Annotated in this window: 19 protein-coding genes and 1 pseudogene; 12 read left to right on the top strand and 8 right to left on the bottom strand. The window is 68.2% G+C overall.

Going from position 1 to position 20,845, the window contains the following annotated elements; genetic code table 11:
- Positions 1-94: 94 nt before the first annotated feature.
- Both ACW4TU_RS39695 and ACW4TU_RS39690 read left to right on the top strand, forming a co-directional pair.
- Positions 95-223, top strand: coding sequence for a hypothetical protein (locus ACW4TU_RS39695; protein ID WP_457430741.1), 129 nt, complete (start codon positions 95-97; stop codon positions 221-223).
- A gap of 111 nt (positions 224-334) precedes the next feature.
- The gene (locus ACW4TU_RS39690; RefSeq protein ID WP_457421474.1) at positions 335-601 is read left to right on the top strand and encodes a hypothetical protein; all 267 of its coding nucleotides are present in this window, start codon (positions 335-337) and stop codon (positions 599-601) included.
- Between the two features lie 290 nt (positions 602-891).
- Here ACW4TU_RS39690 and ACW4TU_RS39685 read toward each other — a convergent pair whose 3' ends face one another.
- From ACW4TU_RS39685 to ACW4TU_RS39660, 6 genes are all read right to left on the bottom strand, one after another.
- Positions 892-1,401 (bottom strand): DUF2637 domain-containing protein, encoded by a 510-nt coding sequence (locus tag ACW4TU_RS39685; RefSeq protein ID WP_457421472.1) that lies wholly within the window; start codon positions 1,399-1,401, stop codon positions 892-894.
- Between the two features lie 108 nt (positions 1,402-1,509).
- The gene (locus tag ACW4TU_RS39680; protein WP_457421470.1) at positions 1,510-3,228 is read right to left on the bottom strand and encodes an ISAzo13 family transposase; all 1,719 of its coding nucleotides are present in this window, start codon (positions 3,226-3,228) and stop codon (positions 1,510-1,512) included.
- Positions 3,229-3,759: 531 nt separating this feature from the next.
- A complete protein-coding gene (locus ACW4TU_RS45680; protein ID WP_473965361.1) occupies positions 3,760-4,056 on the bottom strand; it encodes an ATP-binding protein in 297 nt (98 codons plus the stop codon).
- A 593-nt stretch (positions 4,057-4,649) separates the two neighbouring features.
- Complete coding sequence (locus ACW4TU_RS39670; RefSeq protein ID WP_457421466.1) at positions 4,650-4,949, bottom strand: hypothetical protein; 300 nt, start codon at positions 4,947-4,949, stop codon at positions 4,650-4,652.
- Positions 4,950-5,300: 351 nt separating this feature from the next.
- Positions 5,301-5,522 (bottom strand): hypothetical protein, encoded by a 222-nt coding sequence (locus ACW4TU_RS39665; RefSeq protein ID WP_457421464.1) that lies wholly within the window; start codon positions 5,520-5,522, stop codon positions 5,301-5,303.
- Between the two features lie 673 nt (positions 5,523-6,195).
- On the bottom strand, positions 6,196-7,113 hold the full coding sequence (locus ACW4TU_RS39660) for a hypothetical protein (RefSeq protein WP_457421463.1): 918 nt from the start codon (positions 7,111-7,113) through the stop codon (positions 6,196-6,198).
- 59 nt (positions 7,114-7,172) lie between these two features.
- Between ACW4TU_RS39660 and ACW4TU_RS39655 the strand changes: the two genes are divergently transcribed.
- The 3 genes from ACW4TU_RS39655 (at position 7,173) to ACW4TU_RS39645 (ending at position 8,566) form a co-directional block, all read left to right on the top strand.
- Positions 7,173-7,442, top strand: a complete 270-nt coding sequence (locus tag ACW4TU_RS39655; RefSeq protein WP_457421461.1) for a type II toxin-antitoxin system Phd/YefM family antitoxin — start codon at positions 7,173-7,175, stop codon at positions 7,440-7,442.
- On the top strand, positions 7,432-7,905 hold the full coding sequence (locus ACW4TU_RS39650) for a type II toxin-antitoxin system VapC family toxin (RefSeq protein ID WP_457421459.1): 474 nt from the start codon (positions 7,432-7,434) through the stop codon (positions 7,903-7,905). The genes ACW4TU_RS39655 and ACW4TU_RS39650 overlap by 11 nt, the downstream gene beginning before the upstream one ends.
- A gap of 241 nt (positions 7,906-8,146) precedes the next feature.
- Positions 8,147-8,566 carry a hypothetical protein gene (locus ACW4TU_RS39645; RefSeq protein WP_457421457.1) on the top strand — a complete coding sequence of 140 codons (420 nt, stop codon included), beginning with the start codon at positions 8,147-8,149 and terminating at the stop codon, positions 8,564-8,566.
- Between the two features lie 247 nt (positions 8,567-8,813).
- Here ACW4TU_RS39645 and ACW4TU_RS39640 read toward each other — a convergent pair whose 3' ends face one another.
- Together ACW4TU_RS39640 and ACW4TU_RS39635 are read right to left on the bottom strand one after the other, a co-directional pair.
- A complete protein-coding gene (locus ACW4TU_RS39640; protein ID WP_457421455.1) occupies positions 8,814-9,944 on the bottom strand; it encodes a transposase in 1,131 nt (376 codons plus the stop codon).
- Between the two features lie 916 nt (positions 9,945-10,860).
- A pseudogene (locus tag ACW4TU_RS39635) lies at positions 10,861-12,097 on the bottom strand (IS3 family transposase).
- Between the two features lie 275 nt (positions 12,098-12,372).
- Here ACW4TU_RS39635 and ACW4TU_RS39630 point away from each other — a divergent pair.
- The 7 genes from ACW4TU_RS39630 to ACW4TU_RS39600 all read left to right on the top strand — a co-directional run bounded on the left by ACW4TU_RS39630 (position 12,373) and on the right by ACW4TU_RS39600 (position 20,845).
- Positions 12,373-13,122: a GNAT family N-acetyltransferase gene (locus tag ACW4TU_RS39630; protein ID WP_457421453.1), complete on the top strand. Its 750-nt coding sequence runs from the start codon at positions 12,373-12,375 to the stop codon at positions 13,120-13,122.
- A gap of 342 nt (positions 13,123-13,464) precedes the next feature.
- The gene (locus ACW4TU_RS39625; protein WP_457421451.1) at positions 13,465-14,394 is read left to right on the top strand and encodes an LLM class flavin-dependent oxidoreductase; all 930 of its coding nucleotides are present in this window, start codon (positions 13,465-13,467) and stop codon (positions 14,392-14,394) included.
- Between the two features lie 24 nt (positions 14,395-14,418).
- A complete protein-coding gene (locus tag ACW4TU_RS39620) occupies positions 14,419-15,660 on the top strand; it encodes an ATP-grasp domain-containing protein (RefSeq protein WP_457421449.1) in 1,242 nt (413 codons plus the stop codon).
- Positions 15,657-16,880: an ATP-grasp domain-containing protein gene (locus ACW4TU_RS39615; protein ID WP_457421447.1), complete on the top strand. Its 1,224-nt coding sequence runs from the start codon at positions 15,657-15,659 to the stop codon at positions 16,878-16,880. The genes ACW4TU_RS39620 and ACW4TU_RS39615 overlap by 4 nt, the downstream gene beginning before the upstream one ends.
- A 48-nt stretch (positions 16,881-16,928) precedes the next feature.
- On the top strand, positions 16,929-18,023 hold the full coding sequence (locus ACW4TU_RS39610; RefSeq protein WP_457421445.1) for a glutamate-cysteine ligase family protein: 1,095 nt from the start codon (positions 16,929-16,931) through the stop codon (positions 18,021-18,023).
- Positions 18,024-18,050: 27 nt separating this feature from the next.
- Positions 18,051-19,844, top strand: coding sequence for an asparagine synthase (glutamine-hydrolyzing) (asnB, locus tag ACW4TU_RS39605; protein ID WP_457421443.1), 1,794 nt, complete (start codon positions 18,051-18,053; stop codon positions 19,842-19,844).
- Positions 19,841-20,845: a PrpF domain-containing protein gene (locus ACW4TU_RS39600; protein WP_457421441.1), complete on the top strand. Its 1,005-nt coding sequence runs from the start codon at positions 19,841-19,843 to the stop codon at positions 20,843-20,845. Before asnB ends, ACW4TU_RS39600 begins: the two co-directional genes overlap by 4 nt.

Here is a 20,845-nt window from a genome sequence, read left to right as displayed (position 1 = left end):
GAGGCGCCTCCCGTCCGGGACGACGCGGATGGCAAGGGCGGCGGAACCGAGACTGGCCCGAGGGGCCGGGGTGCGCAGCGACGGAGGAGGACGCATGAGGGCGTTGACGTGGCACCGCAGAAGGGACGTACGGGTGGACACCGTCCCCGATCCCACGATCCAGGATCCGACCGACGTGATCATCAAGGTGACGACCGACGTTAACGGTGGAGCGCACCATTGAGGTCGCCCGGCACGGCCTTAAGTCGACAGTTCAGCAAGCCGGGCGACCCCTGCCCACACCTGCTCATCAGAAGGCACACCACCCCATCCAGCCGCTCTGGCAGTCGCCGCTGTGACGGCGAGCGCCGGTGGTGCTTCGGCCTACGACCAGCACGCCGAGTACTCCCAGCAGGAGGTGCTGGACGTGCAGTGTAACGATGTCACCAGCCAGTTCGGCGCCGTCAACGTCAATCAGGGCCCAGTGTGCATCGACTTCGGCTCCGACAACGGTGAGTACCAGGAGTCAAGCAAGGACGAGACGGGTATCACGTGCGACTCAGCCGTCACGCAGGTTGGCCTGGTCAACGTCAATCAGGGCCCGGTGTGCATCCGCTTCTGAGCCGCCGTTGAGCGCCTCCCCCGAGGCGTGACGGCTGTGGCGAGGCTGTGTGCGGTGTCCCGGCTCAACGTGGCCGGGCGTTGATCGCACGCGCACGGCCGGCTGGAGCCGTTTCACGCCTGCGGGGCGAGGTGTGCCCGCCGGGACCTGGTCCTCGGTAAGGAGACCGGCGCTCAGGGCGTCGGTACCGGTGAAGTAGTCACTGAAGGGCCACCGATCGGGGGACAGGTCGCCATTCCGCTGTGGGCTGACACCGCGCCCTCAACGCGCCGATGGACTCGTTAGTCCGGCTACTGGCGGTGCCGGCGGGCGGCCTGCCGCGGTGGCAGGGTCAGGGTGATTTGCCGGACGAGTTGCTGGAAGCATGCGAGGGATGCGAGGACGGGCAGAGCAGCTCCGGAGGTAGCGGTGAAGGTTTTGTCTGCCTGTGCCACGCATAGCATTATCGCGATGGAAGAGAACAGCAGAACGATGAACCATGAGTGCACGGCTCGGCGCCGATGCAGGGCAGTGCGGAGGATGGAGAGAGAGGCCACCATCCAGGGGCCGTACACGAGTAGGGGCCATGACGGGACCGTTCCGCGTCCGGTGCCGGGCGTGATGTTCTGCAGAGGCCGGTAGGCCACCATGCCGCCGAAGACGCTGACCATCGCCACGATGACGGCAACGAGCGCGACGATGACGAAGCTGCCGGTCTGCAACCACTTGAGCCGGGCTTTTCGGACTTGGATTTTCCGGTGCCCGGCGGAGGAGTGTCGGGTGGGCGGCAGTTGAGCGGTGATCTGCGCCAGGCTCTCCATCGAGTCGGTGAAGTCGGCGCCGGACGAGGGCTCGCTGCATGGTGGCGGCACCCTGGCCGTCTGCTGCGGGGGGACAGCCTCTTGCAGGAGGTAAGGGCTCGCAGAGAATCAACATGCGGGTTTGATCTCCTTCAGGGAGTGGGTTCCGTACTGGTCGAGGTGGGCGGCCACGTCAGTCGGGGTGCGGAATCTGGCGGTTGAGGGGTGGATGGCGTGATCGTGTTCGGCCAGTAGCGGGCGTGCTTCCTGGACGGCCCGTGTGAGAGTGCTTCCGGTGACGCCGAAGAGCCGGGCGAGCAGGTCGTGGGTGCCGATCTTGCGGAGGCAGAGCACGGTGGCCAGGATGCGGTCTGTGTCGGAGAGCTTGTCCTTGGCGCCGGCACCTCGCCTCCGTCGGCGCTCGCCGCCCCGGTGCTCGTGGCGGGTTTGCTCGCGTCGTTGCGCGAGCGCGGGGAGCAACGCATGCACCAGAGTGTCGAGTTGGGCAGCGGTCATGCCGGTCAGCTCCGGGTCGCGGAGAGATTGGGCGTCAACGCCGTCCGGGGGCGCGGCCGGGCGGGCGGTTGGGGCGATGGCGGCATCCGGTTCTGTCTCATGGCGTGGGGCTGGGAGAGAACCGGCGGGGCGGAGCGTGTAGTTCCAGTCGCCGTGGAAGCGGTGCCGGTTCATTGCCAGTGCGTCGATCTCGGCGTCGGTGACCTTCACGCCGGTGTCGTAGGTGCCGGGGTCGAGCTCGGCTTCGATTTTGAGACCGGTGCGGGTGGTGGTCGCCGCGATGCTGTCCACGATGACTTCATGGCTGGTCAGTGGTCTGCCGCGCCAGTTCATGGTGATGTGGGAGAACAGCCGGTGCTCGATCTTGTTCCACTTCGAGGTCCCGGGCGGTAGGTGACAGACAGTGATCTGCAGGCCCGTCCCGGAGGCGAGAGCGGCCAGTTCACTCTTCCAGGCCCGGGTGCGGTAGCCGTTGGAGCCGCCCGCGTCCGCGGTGATCAGAACACGGGTGGCGTGCGGGTAGTCGTGTCGGCCACGGGCCTGCCACCAGCGCCGGATCGAGGCGACAGCGAATTCGGCGGTGTCGTGGTCGGTGCCGACGTTGACCCAGCCGGTGTTCGCCGCGAGGTCGTAGATGCCGTAGGGGATCGCCTTGCCCGGTCCCTGCCGGTCCAGGAAGTCATGCGTTTTGACCAGCACGGGTTCGCCCGCGGGCCGCCACTGACGCCCGGCGTTCTTGTAGTCGCCGACCAACTCCTTCTTCTTGGTGTCCACGCTGATCACCGGGTCCCCGGCACGCATGTGTTCCCGGGCCTGGTCGTTGATGTAGTGGAACTGGGCATCACGGTCCGGGTGTTGTGCGCCCTCGATGGTCTTCGCGTTGGCCTGCAGGCTGAAGCCCTCCTCCCGGAGCAGGTCCCCGACCGTGTCCGCGCTCACCTTGTGCCCCTGGCGGGTGAGTTCGGCGGCAAGCTTCCTCGTCGACTTGGTTGTCCAGCGCAGTGGCGATATCGGATCCCCGCGTACGTCCGGCTCGACCAGTGCGAGCAGGGCCGGCCGCAGCCCCGGGTCCACCTCGGCGGCCTTCTTGCGCCCGCCGCCGGGACGGCGAACCCGCCCCAGCGGTCCCTCACCCGCCTCCAACTCGTCCACGCCCTTGCGAACCGTGGTCTCGCTGACCTGAGCCGCCTGCGCGACCACTCGGACACCACCGTGCCCCAGGACCCGGGCCTCGGCTCCCATCAGCAGCCGGCGCTGCCGCTCGTCCAGATGCGGGAACAACACCCTGAACTTGACAGCCAGTTGATCACGCGTCGCGTCAGGGATGCCCATACCAGGTGAACGAGCCCGGATGCGTGAAGCAACACGTTGATTCTCTGCGAGCCCTTAGGTAGCCGATAGATCACCTCGCCTCGCCCATCCGGGCTCACGCGTCACGCCACGACACAGCTCGGAGACCCCGTGCCTGGAGCCACGCGAGGCACCCAGGGTCCTGGAGGCCCGCACCCTTGGAGAACACCACCAGATCGTGATCGCTACAGGACGGTGCCGAAAATCTCATCCCGCCCCTTGCAGCGACGACGGCTTTCCCGCCGACCGTGCGGGCGGGCGGGCGGATGCACGACGATCGTCGCGCCGTGCACGCTTCCCAGGGGCCCCCGCCCGCTCGGCGAACATGCCGCAGCGGCCAGGCAACTGCCGTAGCAGTAGAAGCGGACGTCACGCGAGAGCCCGGGGTGCACAGTCCGCCGGGGCGCCGCGCAAACGCGGTTGCGGCGCGACTGCCGACCGCAACCAGGGCAAGACGGGAGCGCCCGGGCATCGCTCGTAGGGGAAGCTGGTGTGCAAGCCAGGGTTCGCCTGTCAGTTGAGGGTCAGATGCAGGCGGCCGGTGGTGCCGGCCTGTTGGGCTTGGACTTCCAACAGGTCGCACAGCTGGCGCACGGCCCACAGGCCGTGACGTGGCGGTTGTGTGGGGCTGGGCGGCAGGTAGCCGAGGTACCAGTCGGTGGTTGTTTGACCACTGTCGGTGACATCGCAGACAATCCGGCCTCCGTCGCGCCAGAGCGTGACCCGTCCGGTGCCGCCACCATGCTGGACAGCGTTGGTAGCGACCTCGTTGACAGCGAACGACCACGTAGTTCGGCGTGCGGCTGACAAGAGGGCTGACCTGCCGTCGCGTACGTGCACAGGATCGCGGAGGCTCGCCGACTGCCGCGCTTTAACACAAGCTGCGCCACCGTGCACGACATGCGCACTACGCCATTCGGATCCACGCTGAGAAGCGGCACCACCGGCTGCAAAGCCCGACCACCCCTCGGGAGGTCCTGTGATCCTGCTCGCTCTGCTCATGCCCGCCCTGATGATGGCGCTTCTCTTTGGCATGGACGCTCTGGAGAATCGCCTCTTCCCCTGCCCCGCAGCGGCAGATGACGTGAGGACCCCAGCCGCCTACACAGCCGCGCGCTTCCCCTGACAGCAACACACGGATGGTCGGCCAGGAGGTGCTGAGCTCCGCGGACGCCCTGCCTGGATACGTGGCCCATCGGCGCCATCTGAAAGAGTCCGGCTTTCAGACGGCGCCGATGGGGCCACGGCGACCTTGATAGGGGGATCCGCTCCCAGGCTCCCAGGCTCCCTTCGAGACCGGACAGCGTGCTTCGGGTGCCGACGTGAAAGGTCCCCGCTGCCCGAGGCGCGGGGACCATCTGCGTGGTGCAGCTCTCTGGGACTCCGTGGCGCAGAGCAGGTGCTCAATCGCCGTAAGGGTCGCGGCTGCCGGACTTCGCCAGGCCTCGGCTGATCATGTAGCCGACGGTGAGGATCACGATGTACATCCATGCCTTGTCGGCGCGGAAGTAGTCAGCGTGGCCGTCGTCGTCTCCGACGACCATGGAGGCGATTAGCACCGCCACCACCGAGGCGAGATAGACGAAGAGCTCGGTGGTCTTGAAGGCCGCCTTCGTCTCCGTCGACAGTCGACGCGGCCGGTGATCGACCGCACCTTCACGCGTGTGGGGGCTGGCGTTGCCAACCGGGTTCGCAGTGCTCATGAGAAGGCACCTTTTCTTGTCGTGGGGAGCACCTCGTGCTCTCCTCGGGCTGGGAAAGCGTCAAGATCGTCTGCACCCACCGAGTGCCCATATGTGGTGATATAAACAAGGCGTCAAGGCGCAGCCACGACAATCAGTGACGCCGGCCTGGCGACGGGCGCCCTGTACCCATCGGCAAACGAGTGAACAGGACCGCCATGCTCGTCCCCCGCGGCACATGGGGAACGTGCGAGGTAAACGCGGATCCTCTGCAAGCCCACGGCAGCCCGCCCCCGGCCGGCCCCGCCACCGCGGGGTCAGACGGGGGCGGCAAAGCCAGACAGGCGGCTCCTGGCAGGGCGGGGCCGGCTGTCAGTCCTTCGCGATCGCCATGCCGAGGAAGATCCCGACCAGCAGGGCGACACTGCCGGTAGCCATCACCGCCCACGTCCCGGTCTGCGTCGCGGCGAACGTGGTGGTCATTCCCGCCTGCGCCGCCGCCTGCGTGGCCTGCGCCCCGGCCATGGACGCTTCCTGGACGGCCAGACCCGTCTCCAGCGCCTGAACCTTGCTCTCCAGCTCCGACTGCTCCATCGTGCGATTCCTCTCTCACAATGTGCCGACCGATTCCGGCATCACCGACCATCGATTCCCCGCCGCAGTGGAACAGCCCTCATGGCCAGCTTCGGAACACCCGTTTGCCAACGACGGGCGCCCTCGCCGAGAGCCGGCGGCCACGCGGCGGGATCGGCAGGGTGCCAGCGGGCTCGGTGTCGATGCCGAAGGCAGGGGCCAACGGGCCGCAAGGCCTGCGCGTAGAAGACGGTCAGTACATGTACTCAGGCCGCCACGTGTCGTGCGTGGCGCGGAGGCCGGTTCCCAGTGAGGTGATCTGTCGTCATGACAGGCACGATGGCACGAGGTTCGGCGGTTGCCCCAGCCCCCTTTGCCAGAGCTTTGGCGCTACCGGTGCCCGGGTTGTCCAAGGCCCGTCCGAGCCTGAACACAACCTGAACACGGTGGCCGATGGGCTGGTCAACGGCGCGCGGCCGGTGATATTGGCGATCTCCCGACGTAGCCACACCAGCCGAGAAGCAGGAACGCAACAGCCGACCACCCGAATGCTCAGTGGGCCGGGCAACCCTGTAGCGGCGTTCGGACTGGCCGGGTGGTGATGTGGAGCCTTTCGTCGCCCGGGTGGATCGGCGTTGCTCGCTCCCAAGTCACCGTCCGCCTCGCCGTTCCGGCTGATAGGGGCTCCACCCCTTCAGATGTGGTTCGAGCTCCTCCGGTGTCGGTTCACGCGTGTTCGGCATCCCCGGAAGCGGGTCACCGGATCGAGCGCCCGCGCGTAGCCGTACGCCCACTCCAACCAGCGCCGGGCCGAGTCCAGAACCGCCTCGTCCATGGCACCGCCCAGCTCACCGAGACGACGTTCCAGCGCCGTGCAGTACTCACCGAGCACAGCAGCCTCCCGCCAGCGTTCGGCCTCTTCGCGAAGCACCTCGGCGAGTTGATCCCGAACTGCTCGCTCCTTCGCCTTCTCCACAGCCGCTCGCCAGCAAACCGCGCGCTCCGCTGCGGCCCGCTCCTCGTCCTTCCTGCGCTGAGCGTCCTCCAGCACTCGTACTTCGATCTCCCCCAGAATCAAGCCCAGAGCATCCTCAAGCACCCGGTCCTTCCGGTCCCGCCATCGAACCGGCCGGCCTGACTGGCCGGACCGGCCATGGTCAAGCTCGACAACGAGACGCGCGGAGCGCTCCGGATTAGTGGACTGCGGAAACTCCTGCCTGACAGTGACCGCGTGCCCGAAGCCGTCGACGACCACGTCCACTCCGCCCTCGCGCCGCGAATAGTACGACCGGCTCGGCCGGACCTCGTACCCTCGCCGTACCGCCTCAGCAGCCCTCCTGCCCGTACGAGCAGTCGCACCATCCGGAGATGCCGGTGTCCCCCCGAGGCTGAGCTCCACCTCGTAGATGTCCGTGCCGTGCACCACGGCGGTGACCGAGCCCTCCTCCACTTCCAGACCGGTCACTGCGTCCAGGTACCCCAGCCCCCGATCGAAGGACCGGACCCCGGCCAGCGCCCGCAGGTCGTCCTCGCCGAATCCCACCACTGTCCGTGCCACACCGGTATTCAACCGCTCCCGCGGGCTGAGAGACGCAAGATCCGCCGGCCTCACCGGAGCACCAGAGTGCTACAGGGTGGCACTCTGTAGCACCAGGCGGCTACCGTGAAGCCATGACCGCCCAGCCCGAGATCACCCAGCGCGATCTGCGCACCAAATCCAAAGAGATCATGGACGCCGTCCAAAGCGGCCAGTCCTTCACCGTCACCCGCGACGGTCACCGCATCGGCGAGCTGATCCCCCTGCGCCGCCGTCGGCGCTTCGTCCCGCGCGGCGAGTTCGCCGCCATGTCCCGCACCGCCTGCGACGTCTCCCTGGACGCCTTCCGCGCCGACCAGGACGCCACCGCCGAACAGGAGCAGGACGACCTCTATGCCCGGTGAGCATCAGCCCGTCGCATACCAGCAAGGGCTCCTCGACACCAACGTCATGATCCTGCGCAAGTGGATCGACCCCGGAGAGCTGCCCGCCGAACTTGCCATCACCGCCGTCACCCTGGCCGAGCTCTCCGCGGGCCCCCACCAGGTGCGCGGCAACGCCGAGCAGAACGACTACGACGAACACGCCGAGCGCGCCCGCCGCACGGACATTCTCCAGCGCGCCGAGAACGAGTTCGACCCCATCCCCTTCGACGCGGAAGCCGCCCGCATCTACGGCCGCGTCTGCGCCGCCGTCATCAGCGCCGGACGCCAACCTCGGCGCCGCATCGCCGACCTGATGATCGCCTCCATCGCCGTCGCGGAAGACCTGCCCCTGTTCACCACCAACCCGGACGACTTCAAGGGCCTGGACGACCTGCTCACCGTCGTCCCCGTCACCCGCCCGAAGGTGCTGCACGACCGGTAGGCCGCCACGGCACCAACCGCACACGCCCTCCGTGAGCCGGAGTGGGCGGCATGCCCGGCATCCCAGACCTCAGCACGGAGCCGCCCCCGGCACGGCACGTCCATGCCCCGCCCGCGAGCCCAGGCCCGCACCTCGGCCACGCCCGGACGGCCAGGGCGACGAAGCAGGCGACCCGACGGGCAAGTTCGCCGAACGGGGCCGCGCCCACCATGCCCGGGTCCACGAACTCCACGACCAGGACATGGGCCTGCGCCACATCGCCCGCCATCTGCGCTGGGACCAGCACACCGTTCAGCGGTACGCCCGCGCCGACCGCTGGCAGGACATGGTCAAGGGGTGCAAGCAGCAACTCCCCAGCAAACTAGACCCGTTCAAGCCCTACCTGGCACAACGCCGGGTCGAGACCGATGGGAGGGTGTCGATCCTCGACCTCTACCGGGAGATCACCGCTCACGGCTTCCGCGGCCACTACTCCACCGTCCGCGACTGGGCCCGTCACGGCCTGCCCCGACCCGAAGGTTTCACTTCCGCCCCGCCACTGCCGCCGGTACAGCAGGTTACCGGCTGGCTCACCCGGCGCCCGGCCACCCTCGCCGAGGAGGAGAAGGTACACCGCAAGGTCGTGCTCGACCACTACCCAGAGCTGGCATCCGCCGCCTAGCTGACCAGCTCCTTCGCGGAAATGCCCACCACGCTGAGCGACACCCGGCTGCCCGACTGGATCACCGAGGCTACCAACGCCAACCTGCCCGGCGCAGACCACACACCACACGCCGTTCACTGCCGCGTGGCCGAAGCGCTTCAAGGTGTCTGCTGCGGAGTCCTGCCATCCCGCAGAGAACCCTTCGCCCACGGGGCCGCACCCATGAACACCGACGCTGACTCTGTCGGGGATCTTGGCGGTCTGCTCAGTCTCTGGCGGACCGCCAAGACCTCGGCCGGGTGGTTCCGTGCTGGTCCAGGTGGTTCTGGAAGGCGGTCGGCGGCCGGGGCGGAGGTGCTTCTCCGCTCGGCGACCGTCGGCTGAGGCGCTCGATGTTTGCGGCGATGGCTGTGAACACGTGCTGTAAGTGGGCCTTGTGCTGTCCCCGGTAGCGGCAGCGGCGCATGCCGTGCCCGTGGGCGAGCTGGTTGACGGTGCCTTCCACTCCGGAGCGGACCGCATAGCGGGCCCGCCATTCGGGTGTCTGTTGCTCGGCGCGCACGCGGAGTTGCAGGTCACGGAGGTCTCGCGGGGGGAAGCCCACGCTCCGGGCGCTGTCGGCGGTGGTCGTGCAGCGGGTGCGGAACGGGCAGGGGCGGCACTGGCTCTTGGTGAACCGTGCCACGATCAGAGGCGCCGCGGTGGGCGAGGAGGTCGGATAGGGACCGTGCCATCCCGCGCTGGTCTCGCCCTGCGGGCAGGTGACCTGCCGGCGGTCGAAGTCGATGTGGAAGTCGTCGCGGCCGAAACCGTTGTTCCTGCGGTTCTGGCGGGTGGTGTTGACCGGCAGTGGTCCGGTGACCGTGACCTGGTGTTCGCGGGCCGCCTGTTCCAGATGGACCAGGGAGGTGTAGCCGCCGTCGACCAGGTGCTCGGCGGGCAGCAGCCCGCGGCGCTTGAGCCGGGAGTGGATGCCGGGCAGAGCCTTCGCGTCGTAGCCGGTGGCGTCGGTGGTGGCCACATCCGTGATCACGTTGACGCCGTCGGGATCGCAGGTCTCGGTGAGATGCGCGACGAACCCTGTCCAGCGGGTGACGTGTCCGCGGCGCGCGTAGCGGGCCGTCGGATCGTAGGGCGAGACGACTGCGACGGCCGAGGGCGGCAGGCCGCCGTCCTCGGCGATGTGCCAGCGCAAGCGGCCGGCCCCGTCGCGGTAGTAGTTCTGCACCATGATCTGCCGCAGGGCCTGGACGCGGGGACCGGACAGGCGTTCCGGCCCGTGCTGCCCGAGATGCTCGATCAGCCGGACGGCGTCACCTCCGGTGGCGAGGATCCTGGTCTCGGGCGGGTGGGGTTCTTGCCCAGACGGACCGGGCGGCCGTAGCGGCGCCCCCACTCTTCGTCGACCAGGCCTTCCAGCAGGTGCGGAGCTGTGCCGGCCAGTTCTTCCAGCGCGGCGCGGACGGCCTCAGTGACCTCGATCCGGAGACGGGCGACTCCCGCTGGTCGGTGCGGACCGCCGCCAGGGGAAACCGGGGCTACGTCCGCTCGGGCACCGTCGTCGGCCTCCTCGACGACAAGGTGCTGCGCGGCCTCGACATCCGCACCGGCAGGGCGCGCTGGGAAGCCGGCTCGACACTCGCCGGGCTCCGACTGCTGGCACCGCAAGGGGCCTGTTCCTGTGCGCGGCCCGAAAGGGCCTGTACGCCTTCGACGCGGGCACCGGCGAACAACTCTGGTTCCACGAGGTCATCGGAGCCTCGGGCGACTGGGGCGGTACGGTCGTCGGCCACGATGTCTTCGCCACCGTGGCCACCACCCTCTTCTGCTTCACGCTGGCCGAGCGCGGCTGAGCAGCCCGTCGAAAGTGCCCAGAATCTGGAACGCCAGCCCGGCTGATGGGTGTCTGAGCCGCACCCATCCCCACGGCGGTCAAGTACGTCCGGGCCGCTCACGCCGAGAAGTTCATCGCCGAGCCCACCATGGCCCGACCATCGGTGCGGTGTCCCCCGGCAGCGGCCACCGGGTCTCTTCACACCTGCTCGGTGGCCCAGGCGAATATGCGGGGGTAGAAGTTGTCCAACACGGCGTTGGCCACGGTCCGGGCGCCGGTCGAGCACGGCTTCGCGCACCTGAAGACAGCGGGTCCTCGGAAAGGTCCGCGTAGAGGCATCCGCACCTCCGATCTCGACCGATCCGGACCAGCACGGGTCTCGCCACTACGGTTCCGATCGACCAGTGATCGGCTATGACCGCTTGATCTTCATGATCGGGTGGGCCTTCCCCCGTGAAGGTGGGCACGCGGTTATTGATCACGCGGCGAGCGTGAGTTTAGCGGTGCGGTGTCGGTGTTCGTATTCGTTGGGGCTGAGGTGGCCGTTGGCGGAGTGCCGACGGCGGGTGTTGTAGCGGGTCAGCCAGGCAAATACCGTCTTTCTGCAGGTGCCGGCGTCACCGTAGTCGCGGGCGCCCTGGAGGGTCTCGCGCTTCAGGGACGCGTGGAAACTTTCGCAGGCCGCGTTGTCCGCGCTGGTGCCGACCGCGCCCATCGACCGGGTGACCCCGAGCTGGTCGCAGAGATCCCTGAAGGCCCGGGAGCCGTACTGGGCCCCGTGGTCGGAGTGGAACACGGCGGCGTCCAGGCCGCCGCGGGTAGAGGCCGCCATCCGCAGCGCGTCGGCGACCAGGTCGGTGCGCATGTGGCCGGCGATGGACCAGCCGACGATCTTGCGGCTGAAGCAGTCCAGCACGGTCGCGAGATAGAGGAACTCCCCGCCTGCGAGCGGGAGATACGTGATGTCGCCCATGTATTTCAGGCCGGGTTCGGTGGCGGTGAAGTCCCGCTGGAACAGGTCCGCAACCGGTGAGGCTGCCGGGTCCGCGACGGTGGTGCGCACGCGTCTGCGCAGGCGGATACCGGTGATGAAGAACGTCCGCATGATCCGGGCGACCCGCTTTTCGTTGACCCGCCGCCCTTTCGCGCGGAGCTCGGCGGTCACGCGTGGGGAGCCGTAGGCGCCGCCGGACTCGCCGTGGACCTCACGGATCTCCTCGGCCAGGACCCGGTCCTTGTGCTGCCGGGTGGCCCGGGCATCGGCGCCGGCGAGCCACTTGTAGTAGCTGGACCGGTTCACGTCCAGGACCTGGCAGAGCCGCTTCACCTCGTAGGTGTCCCGGTGGTCGTCAACGAACTGGAAGCGGCTGATCACCAGTTCGTCTCTCCGGCGAAATACTTGGCCGCCTTGCGGAGGATGTCCCGCTCGGTGGCGAGCTTGCGCTCACTTGCCTCGAGCTCGGCAACCCGGGCCTCCAACTGCCGCACCCGCTCGTCCGGATCAGCGGACGGCACCGCCTCCTCACGTTGGGCGGTCGGCTTTGCAGCCGCGGCGGTGATCCCACGTCGTTCGCGGTCCCGCAGCACCCACTCCCGCAGAGTGGCCCGTTGACGCCCAGGTCAGCGGCGATGCTCTTGTAGATCGCCCCGGGTGTCGACTCGTACAGGGCCACGGCATCGGCCTTGAACTCGTCCGAATAGTCCTTCATCGCCATCGGCGGTCTTCTCGCTTCCTCCGGATCAAGCAGATCCAGTATCAGCGTGTCCACCACTCAGGGGGAGGCCCCGGTGACCTGAGAAGTACGAGGCTAGGCGGTTACTTCCGGACGGATCAAGGCTCCCCCATGCTTCCACGATGAGTAGTTGACCTGTGTCGCCGAAGGTGGATCATGCACACACTGCGATGTTCGAGTGCCTGCTTTGGCAGTTCAAAGCCACCCTGGGCGGGGCCGGCCCTCGCTTCTCCGGAAACCCTCGACAGAATCGGGGCATGAGAGAGATCAGTGATTGCGGGGCCCTGAAGGCTCACTGCGCAGGCGACACGCTGTGCATGTGGGCAGCTCAGGGCCTGGACGGACGCAGCCGAGCCTGGGTGAGCGAGGACCGGCGCGCGGTTGCCATTGCTGGACCGGTTCTCTCGGCGCGGGACCGGCTGGCGGTTTGGGGAGCCCCCGATGCCGCGGTCCAGTTGGTGAGTCAAGTGCTGGCCCAAGTGGGTCCTACCTATAGGCCGCTTGGTCGTAGCGCCCTGATTGACATGCTCGTCCACGAGGTCCCAGGACTGACACCGGTCGGCACCTTCGGCTGGATGGACCGCCAGGGCCTCACAGGTGACGGATCGCTCACCGACGGCGCCGCCGAATGGCTCCCGGCGAGCGCACTGGCGGAGATTGAAGCACTTGTCGAAATCAGCTTCCCGAACTCCTACGCGAAGCCGGGGGTACCCGGAGTGGAGCGGTGGGCGGGAGTACGGGACCACGCCGGCCGACTGGCAGCTGTGGGCGCGTTCGCCTGGTGTGCACCGACCGTTGGCTTCTTGTCCGGCGTCGCCGTACATCCGAGGGCCCGCAAGCGCGGATTCGGGCGGCAGGTCTGCGACTTGCTCGTCACTGAGGCGCTGATGGTGCACGGGACAGTGGCACTGATGGTGAACGACTGGAACCGCGCCGCCATTCGCCTCTACGAAGGCATGGGCCTGCAATACAGCCCCCTGAGCGCCGCGGCGGTCCGCACGCGATAGAGATCACGTTTAGTCACAGTCTTTGTGTGCGCTGTGAGTGTCTTGTTGGCCGAAAAGAGCACTACAGCTGATCGCGCATCCCGCATAAGTTTCCAGCTCGATGCATGACGCAAGAGAGTCGGCCGGCGGCCGAGGGGCTGAGTCATCAGCTTGATGGTTCCGCCGTGTCAAGGAAGCGGGGGACATGCTTGAGATCTGGTGTGGGTTGCCACGGGAGCCTGACGGGTCGCGCGTAGCGGACCGTCCATGACCGAGGGGTTGAAACGACGCGTCCGGTCAGGACTGAATCTCACGGTGCAGTACGCGCCTGGCGAATCTGCGTCCGCTGCACTGACCGATCACTTGCGCATCGTCGAGGCGGTACGGGACGCCGGCTGGGATTCCGTCTTCGTCGCTCAGCACTATCTGGGTGAGGAGATGGCTCATCTACAGCCCCTTCCCCTCCTGGGGCTCCTGTCCTCTGTCGCAGGGGACATGAGGCTGGGCGCGGGCATCTGCCTGCTGGCGCTGCAGAATCCTGTGGATGTGGCCGAGACATACGCCACGGCGGACGTCATCAGCGGAGGACGGTTGGTCTTCGGCGCGGGACTTGGCTACCGAGAGGTGGAGTACGAGGCGTTCGGCGTGGCCGCCGGCAGTCGGGTCGAGCGGTTCGTCCGCAATCTGGATCTTGTCACGCGGCTGTGGGCAGGCGAGGTGGTCGACGCGGATCTGTCCTGGTGCCAGTTGGACAATGCCCGGTTGTCCACGTTGCCCATGCAGCGGCCCCGCCCGCCGATCTGGCTGGCGGCCAACAACGACAGCGCGGTCCGCAGGGCCGCACGCCTCGGTGACGCCTGGATGATCAACCCGCACGCGGCGATGACCACGGTGGAACGGCAGATGGAGCTCTTCCGGACCACTCGTGCCGAGGCGGGAATGTCTCCTCCGGTCGACGTGCCCCTCATGAGGGAGATCATCTGTGCGACCGACCGGCGTACCGCCACGGCTCGTGCGCATCGTCATCTCGCTGACAAGTACGCCGTTTACCGGAGTTGGGGACAGGACGCCGTGCTCCCCCCGGGCGACCGCTTCGACGCCGGGCTCACCGAGCTGTCCCGCGATCGTTTCGTCATCGGGGATCCGAATGACTGTCTCCTCACCTTGCGTGAGTGGATCAAACGCGTCGGTGCTTCGGAGATCATCCTCCGCGTGCACTGGGCGGGAGCACCAGTCGAGGAAGCCCTGGAATCGGTCGAACTGCTCAGCACCGAAGTGCTGCCGTACCTGTGAGCGGCAGCGGAGGAGATACGCACCATGTCACACACCCCTCGAGTCCTGGTGATACGTCCCGCGAAGGAGCGTGAGTCGGCGCTGCGCACGCTGGCCCGCACCGGGGCCGAGATCGTCGTAGCCGATCATCCCGACAACGATCTCTCCGGTTTCGCCGATGTCCAACTTCCGCTGCCGAGCCTGCCGGGCGCCTTCCGGTCAGGCCGGGTGACGGAGTTGGAGGCGCGCATCTGTGATTTCCACGCCAGATTCCCGCTGACAGCGGTGATGGCGGACTTCGACTACCTATTGCCTCTCGTCGGTCGGCTCAACGAGCGGCTGGAACTGCGTGGCCATACCGAGCGGTCCGGTCTGCTGTGCTCCAACAAGCGGCTTCAACGGGCCGCGCTGGAGGAGGCGGGCGTACCTCAGCCTCGGTGGGCACCTTGCCCGGACACGACGACGGCCCAGGACTTCGCCAAGTCGGTCGGCTGGCCGGTCGTCGTCAAACCCGCGGATCGCTCGGCCAGTTGCGCGGTGTTCGTGGTGCGGGGGAAGGACGAGCTGAACTCGGCGGTGGACGAGGCACTCGCCGAGTCCTGGGGCGCGGACGTGGTTATCGAGGAGTACCTCGACGGCCCCGAGTTCAGCGTGGAAGCCGTCGTCGCGGAGGGCGAAGTGACCACGGTGGCGGTCACCGGCAAGGGAATCGGCGGTCGTACCGGAGTCCTGAAACTGGACGCGGAGATTCCCGCGCGTCTGGAAAGCGGTGACCGGACGGCGGTGGAACGGGTCGCGGCCGAGGCGGTGCTCGCCTGCGGGCTGCTGAACGGCCCGGCGCACACGGAGATCCGCCTGACGACCGCGGGCCCGCGCGTCGTGGAGGTCAACGGGCGTATCGGGGGCGTCTTCATTAGCCATATGGTCCGGGCGGTCACCGGAGTGGACCTGTACCGAGCCTGGTACGACGTACTGCACGGCATATACCCGGAACTCTGCGTGGAGCAGCGGGGATTCGCGGTCCGCCGCTGCCTGTCCGAGGCGGAAGGTCTGGTTGAATCCGTGGACGTCGGCACGCCGTCGCCCGAGGTGATGGAGCGGCATCTCCTCACCCGCTGCTTCGTGCACCCGGGTGACCGGCTGACCGCGATCACCAACGGCAACGAGATGCGGGCTGCGGTCGTCGCCTTCGCCGAGGAGCGGGAGGACGCGGTGGCAGCCGCCGATGTCCTCGCCGCCCAACTGACCATCCACACCAGCCCGTTGACGGAGGCGACCGCGCGATGAGCCGAGTGCTGATCCTCAACCGCTACCGCCTGCAGTCCGCCGCATTCCACCACTGGATGGCCGCCGAGCACGAGCTGTTCCTGCTCAACTGCGCCACCCGTGCCGTCGACCGGCATCCCGAGGCCGACGCGATCCGCTCCCGCTACCGCGACATCGCGGAGTTCGACGACTACACCACCAACCCGGCGGTCGTGGAAACCGCCAGGGACTGGATCCGCTCGTACGGCATCGACACCGTCATCGCCTTCTCCGAGTACGACGTCTTGCGCGCGGCCCTGCTGCGTGACGAGTTCGGCATCGAAGGCCAAGGAGTCGCCAGCGCCGAGGCCTACCGCGACAAGCTGGTCATGAAGAGGCTGCTGGACAAGGCCGGGCTGCCGATCGTCCCGTATCGCCCGCTCGAACGTCCCGGCGATCTGGGGCGATTCGCCGCCGACGTGGGCTATCCCGTGCTGGTCAAGCCTCGCGCGGGGACCGGGTCCCGGGGCATCCGACGGATCGAGGACGAGCAGGAAGCCGCCGCCTTCGACGCGGAGCAGGGGACGAGCCTTGCCGACCACCTCGCCGAGACCTTCACTCCGCACGAACTCCTGCACTGCGACGGCGTGTTCGTCGAGGGACGGGTCGTGTTCAGTGAGGTCTGGTCCTGGTCCACGACGTTTCTCGACATAGTGGAGGGCCCGGTGCCCACCATGGCCATCACCCTGGACCGGGACGACCCGCGTCGGGAGACCGTGGTGCGCTTCGCCGAGGAGACGCTGCGCGGACTTCCCACTCCCGCGGTCACCGCCTTCCACATCGAGTTCTTCGACACCGGGAAGGGGATCGTCGTCAACGAGGCGGCCAGTCGCATCGGCGGAGGACGCATCCAGCCGACGCTGCGACGACTGCACGGCATCGATCTCGTGGAGCTGGCAGCCCGCCACCAGACCGGCTCTTCCCCCGAGTCCCTGGTGCCCCAGGCCGCCGCACCCACCGGCGGCTTCCTGATCGCCTACGACCACGGCGACATACGCGGCACGGCCCCCGAAGTCTGTCCGCTGCCCGGCATCAGTCACTACGAGACCGCTCTGCCCCGCTCCTCGGGCGGCACGGCCGACCTCGCCTCCTCCTCGTATCTGATCAGCGGGGTGGCCCTCGGCGACGACCGCAGGCGGACCGCGGAGCGGCTGCTGGCCATGCACCAGTGGTTCCTCGACAGCGTCACCAGCACCCACTGACCTCACCCCCACCCGCACAGCCTGTTGCCTGCGAAGGGATCTGTTGCCATGCCCGGATACGACCCGAACACCTACCGAATGGGCATCGAGTTCGAGTACCAGCTCGTCACCGCCGACGGCCGGCCCCAGCACTGGAAGGAACTCTCCTTCCCCCTGCTGAAGGACGTCATCGCCAAGTCCAACGCGCCCTCCAACGACTACATGGCGGTCAAGTACCCCGGCTCCGACCAGCGCAGCTTCTACCTCGAGGGCTATGACCTCGCCGACGACGCCGGCGAGGTCCTGGACCTGCACGTCAAGGGCATAGAGATCAGCACCCCGATCGCCGCCGACGTGTACGAGCAGCAGGAGTACCTCGTACAGCACTACGAGGAGATGCAGGGCCTGCTCGCCGAGGCTGGACTGCGCGGCAGCGCCTACGGGGCGCACCAGAGCCAGGAGGAGTACGAGGGCCCGCGCGGGGGCCGCGGGGTCGAGGGCTGGGCCGCCGCCGAGACGGCGATGATGACCTGGGGCATCCACATCAACGTGAGCTTTCCCGACGCCGTCGAAGCCCGGCTCGACCGGGACTACCTGCACGCGAAGTTCGACTGGTTCGGCCCGGCTCTCATCCTGCTGAGCGCCAATACTCCGGTGCGGGGCGAGGGCCCCTGGACGGTGGACGGAGTGGTCGGCAAGTCCGAGCGTTCCTACCGACGCAGCTTCACCCGGCGGCCGATGTACTTCCGCGACGACCAGCATCACCGCAAGGAGGTCACCTGCTTCGACATCACCAACCGGCTCGACCTGATCCGGGGCTACTCCGCTCTGGTCGCCGGCCTGATGCTGGAAGAAGGCGAGATCGAGTACGTGGCAAGTCCGTTCGCCGACCACAACATGCGGCTGACCAGTCTGCACGGCTACCAGGCGCCGCTGCTGAACCGGCACTTCCAACCGGTCGACACCGGCGCATTGGTCGACGACGCCCTGGACCGGGCCGCCAAGGGCCTTGCCAGTCAGGGGCTGGACGGCGTCGCGCTCGACGCCCTGAGGCACCTTGCCGCGAAGCGGCGCTGCCCCGCCGACGACACCCTCGACACCTGGTATGCCGAGCCGGATTGGGCCGCCTTCCTCGCCCGGTACAGCGAACTCACCGGCCACTGACCTTCGGACAGGACGGATCCCCCGCCCATGTGCCGTGTATTCGGCCTGCTCGACTCCCGTCTGAGCCACGAGGAACTGCACCATCACGGTCACGAACTGGCCGGGATGCTGCACCACGGCGGTCCGGACGGGCATGCACACCGAGTCTTCGACGGAGTCCTTGTCGGCGGCACCAGGCTGGCGATCTCCGATCCGGAGCAGGGGTGGCAGCCGTTCACCGCCGAAGGCCTCACGGTCTTCTACAACGGCGAGATCTACAACGCACCCGAACTGCGCCGCTCCCTCGCCGCGGACGGTGCGCGCTTTCGCACCCGCTGCGACGGAGAGGTCCTGGCACCGCTTCTGGCCCGGCACGGAGTCGCCGCCGGCCACCTGTTGGACGGCATGTTCACGATCGTCGCGTACGAGCATCGCACCCGACGGATTACCCTGCTCCGGGACCGGTCGGGGATCAAACCGCTCTATTTCTTCCATGAGGGCGGCCGGTTCGGTTTCGCCTCCGAGATTCCGGCGCTGCTGGCGCTGCGCGGCGGGCAGGTCCGGCCCGACCTGGACGGGCTGGACCGCTATCTGCGTCTCAAGGCGGTCTACGGCGCCGTGCCCGAGCCGGGAGCACTGGGCGACCCCACCCTCGTCGAAGGCGTGCGCTCTCTCCCACCGGGCCACGCGCTCGAGATCTCGCCCGAGACGCCACCCACGGTGACCGCTCTGGCCGAGGCGCCCGCACAACGCCGGGACACCGACCCGGCGGAGGACCTCGCCGAGCGATTCCCGCAGCTGATCGCGGAGATGCTTCCGGCGGACGTGCCGTACTGCGCCGTGCTCTCCGGAGGACTCGACTCCTCGGTGGTCACCACACTGGCCGCACGGGCGGGCGGGCCGCTGACAGCCTTTACCGTCGTCCCTCGCCACCCGTCGGCCTACGACGAACTGCCCTTCGCCCAGCAGGTTGCCAAGGCCACCGGGTCCCGGTTGGAGCAGGTCGTCGTGGGCGGATCCGATCTGCCGGAGCTGCTGCCCGACGTCGTGCGCGCCCTCGGCCAGCCCAACTCCGATCCGATCATCGTCAGTACCTACCGGCTGTTCCAGGCCGTGCGGGCGGCCGGCTACCCGGTGGCGCTCACCGGTGACGCCAGCGACGAGATCTTCGGCGGGTACGACCGGTTCCGATCACTGGCACGCACCGGCGATCTGAACGCCTACCGCCGAGCCCTGTCCGGCATTCCCGCCGAATGGCGCCGACGTCTCTACACGGAGGACGCCCTGCACACTCTGCGCGAGCGCCGACGGCCCGACGACGCGCCATGGGCCCTTCCGTCGTCCGATCCCGACGTCACCGAGTCGGTGACCGCCTTCGAGATCAGACATCGGCTGCCGGTCTACCACTTGCAGCGGGTGGACCACCTCAGCGCCGCTCACTCCGTCGAAGCACGCGTCCCCTTCTGCCGCGACGATGTCACAGCTCTGAGCCGTTCGCTGCGTACGGCCGACAAGTTGGGACCGGGCGGAGCCGTGAAGGTACCCCTGGCCACCGCAGCCATCCGCCACGGCTGGGCACCGGAGTCCGTCGTGAACCGGCCCAAGCAGCCCTTCACCTTCCGGCTGTCCGAACACCTGCTGGAGGACGGGGGCGCGGCCCTGGAGTGGGCACGCCAGGTGCTCACGGATCCCGGCGCCCAGCGCGGCCTGTTCGACCAGAAGCAGGTGGAGAAGGCGCTCGCGGAGCTCGAGGAACGACGCAGTGAGCCACTGGCACACACCGTATGGTCCCTGCTCGTCCTGGAGCTGTGGCTGCGGCAGACCACCGGAGGCCGTCGATGACGACGCTGACCCACGAGTCGGTCCGGGCGATCGGTGTCGACATCGGTCTGTGGAGCGTCGCCGGAGCCGCCGCGCCCACGCTGGTCGTCGCCAGCGCCCGCCGCCTGGGCGACCCGCTTCCCGTTCTGGAGACCGCTGTCGCGACGATCGGCCGGCAGGTGAGCAAGGTCGCCCTGGCTCACCCGGCAGCCGACGATCCTTCGGTGGATGCCGAGTACGTCTTCGCACAGGTCGTGGAACGGGCCAGCGGCCAGGTGCTCGATCTCACCCCGGAGTGCGGGCACTCCATGCTTGCCACCGCCACTCACCTGTGGGCCTGCAACCGTGTCCGGCCCGAGGGCGGACCGCTGAGGCTGCTCACCCACCGTTCGGGATCGCCGCGGGTCGTGGAGTGCCGGATCGCACCGCTCGACGGGCGCGGCGGCGTCTACACGGCGGGGCTCGCCTTCCCGCTCAACGCCACCGTGGCAGACGACGGAGCCGGTCCGGCCGACGAGGACTTTCCGCTGGGTCGGACGCCACTGTCGCTGCATGTCACGGGCCGGTGCGTGCCGGTGCCTGTCACGGTGGTGCAGAGCGGCAACCCATATGCCTTCGTGGAGGCGTCGGCCCTCGGAATCACCAGCCGGGACGCGCTCATGGCAGCAGGGGAGGGCGTCCGCCAGGTCCTGCGCGACGTCCGGGCCCAGTTGGCGCCCCGGCTCGGCGTCGGGGAGTCTGAGGTGCTGCCGAAGCCGGCTCTGCTGGTCCGTACCGAGCAGGGTGCGATGCATGCCCGCGCGCTGTCCACCGACCACTGGCATCCGGGACTCGCGCTCACCGGCCTGGTCGCACTGGCGACGTTGACGGCCGATACGACGATGGACGATACCGACCTCGTGATCGGGCATCCCGGAGGTACCTCGGCGATCGCTCTGCGCACCCGGCCGGACGGCCGCCGCGTGGTGGTGGTCGCAGACCGTCAGGTGACCCGGCTCACTCAACTGCCCCTGAAAGCATAA

The sequence above is a fragment of the Streptomyces kryoterrae genome (assembly GCF_054072135.1).
This window is presented reverse-complemented; position numbering and strand designations above follow the sequence as displayed.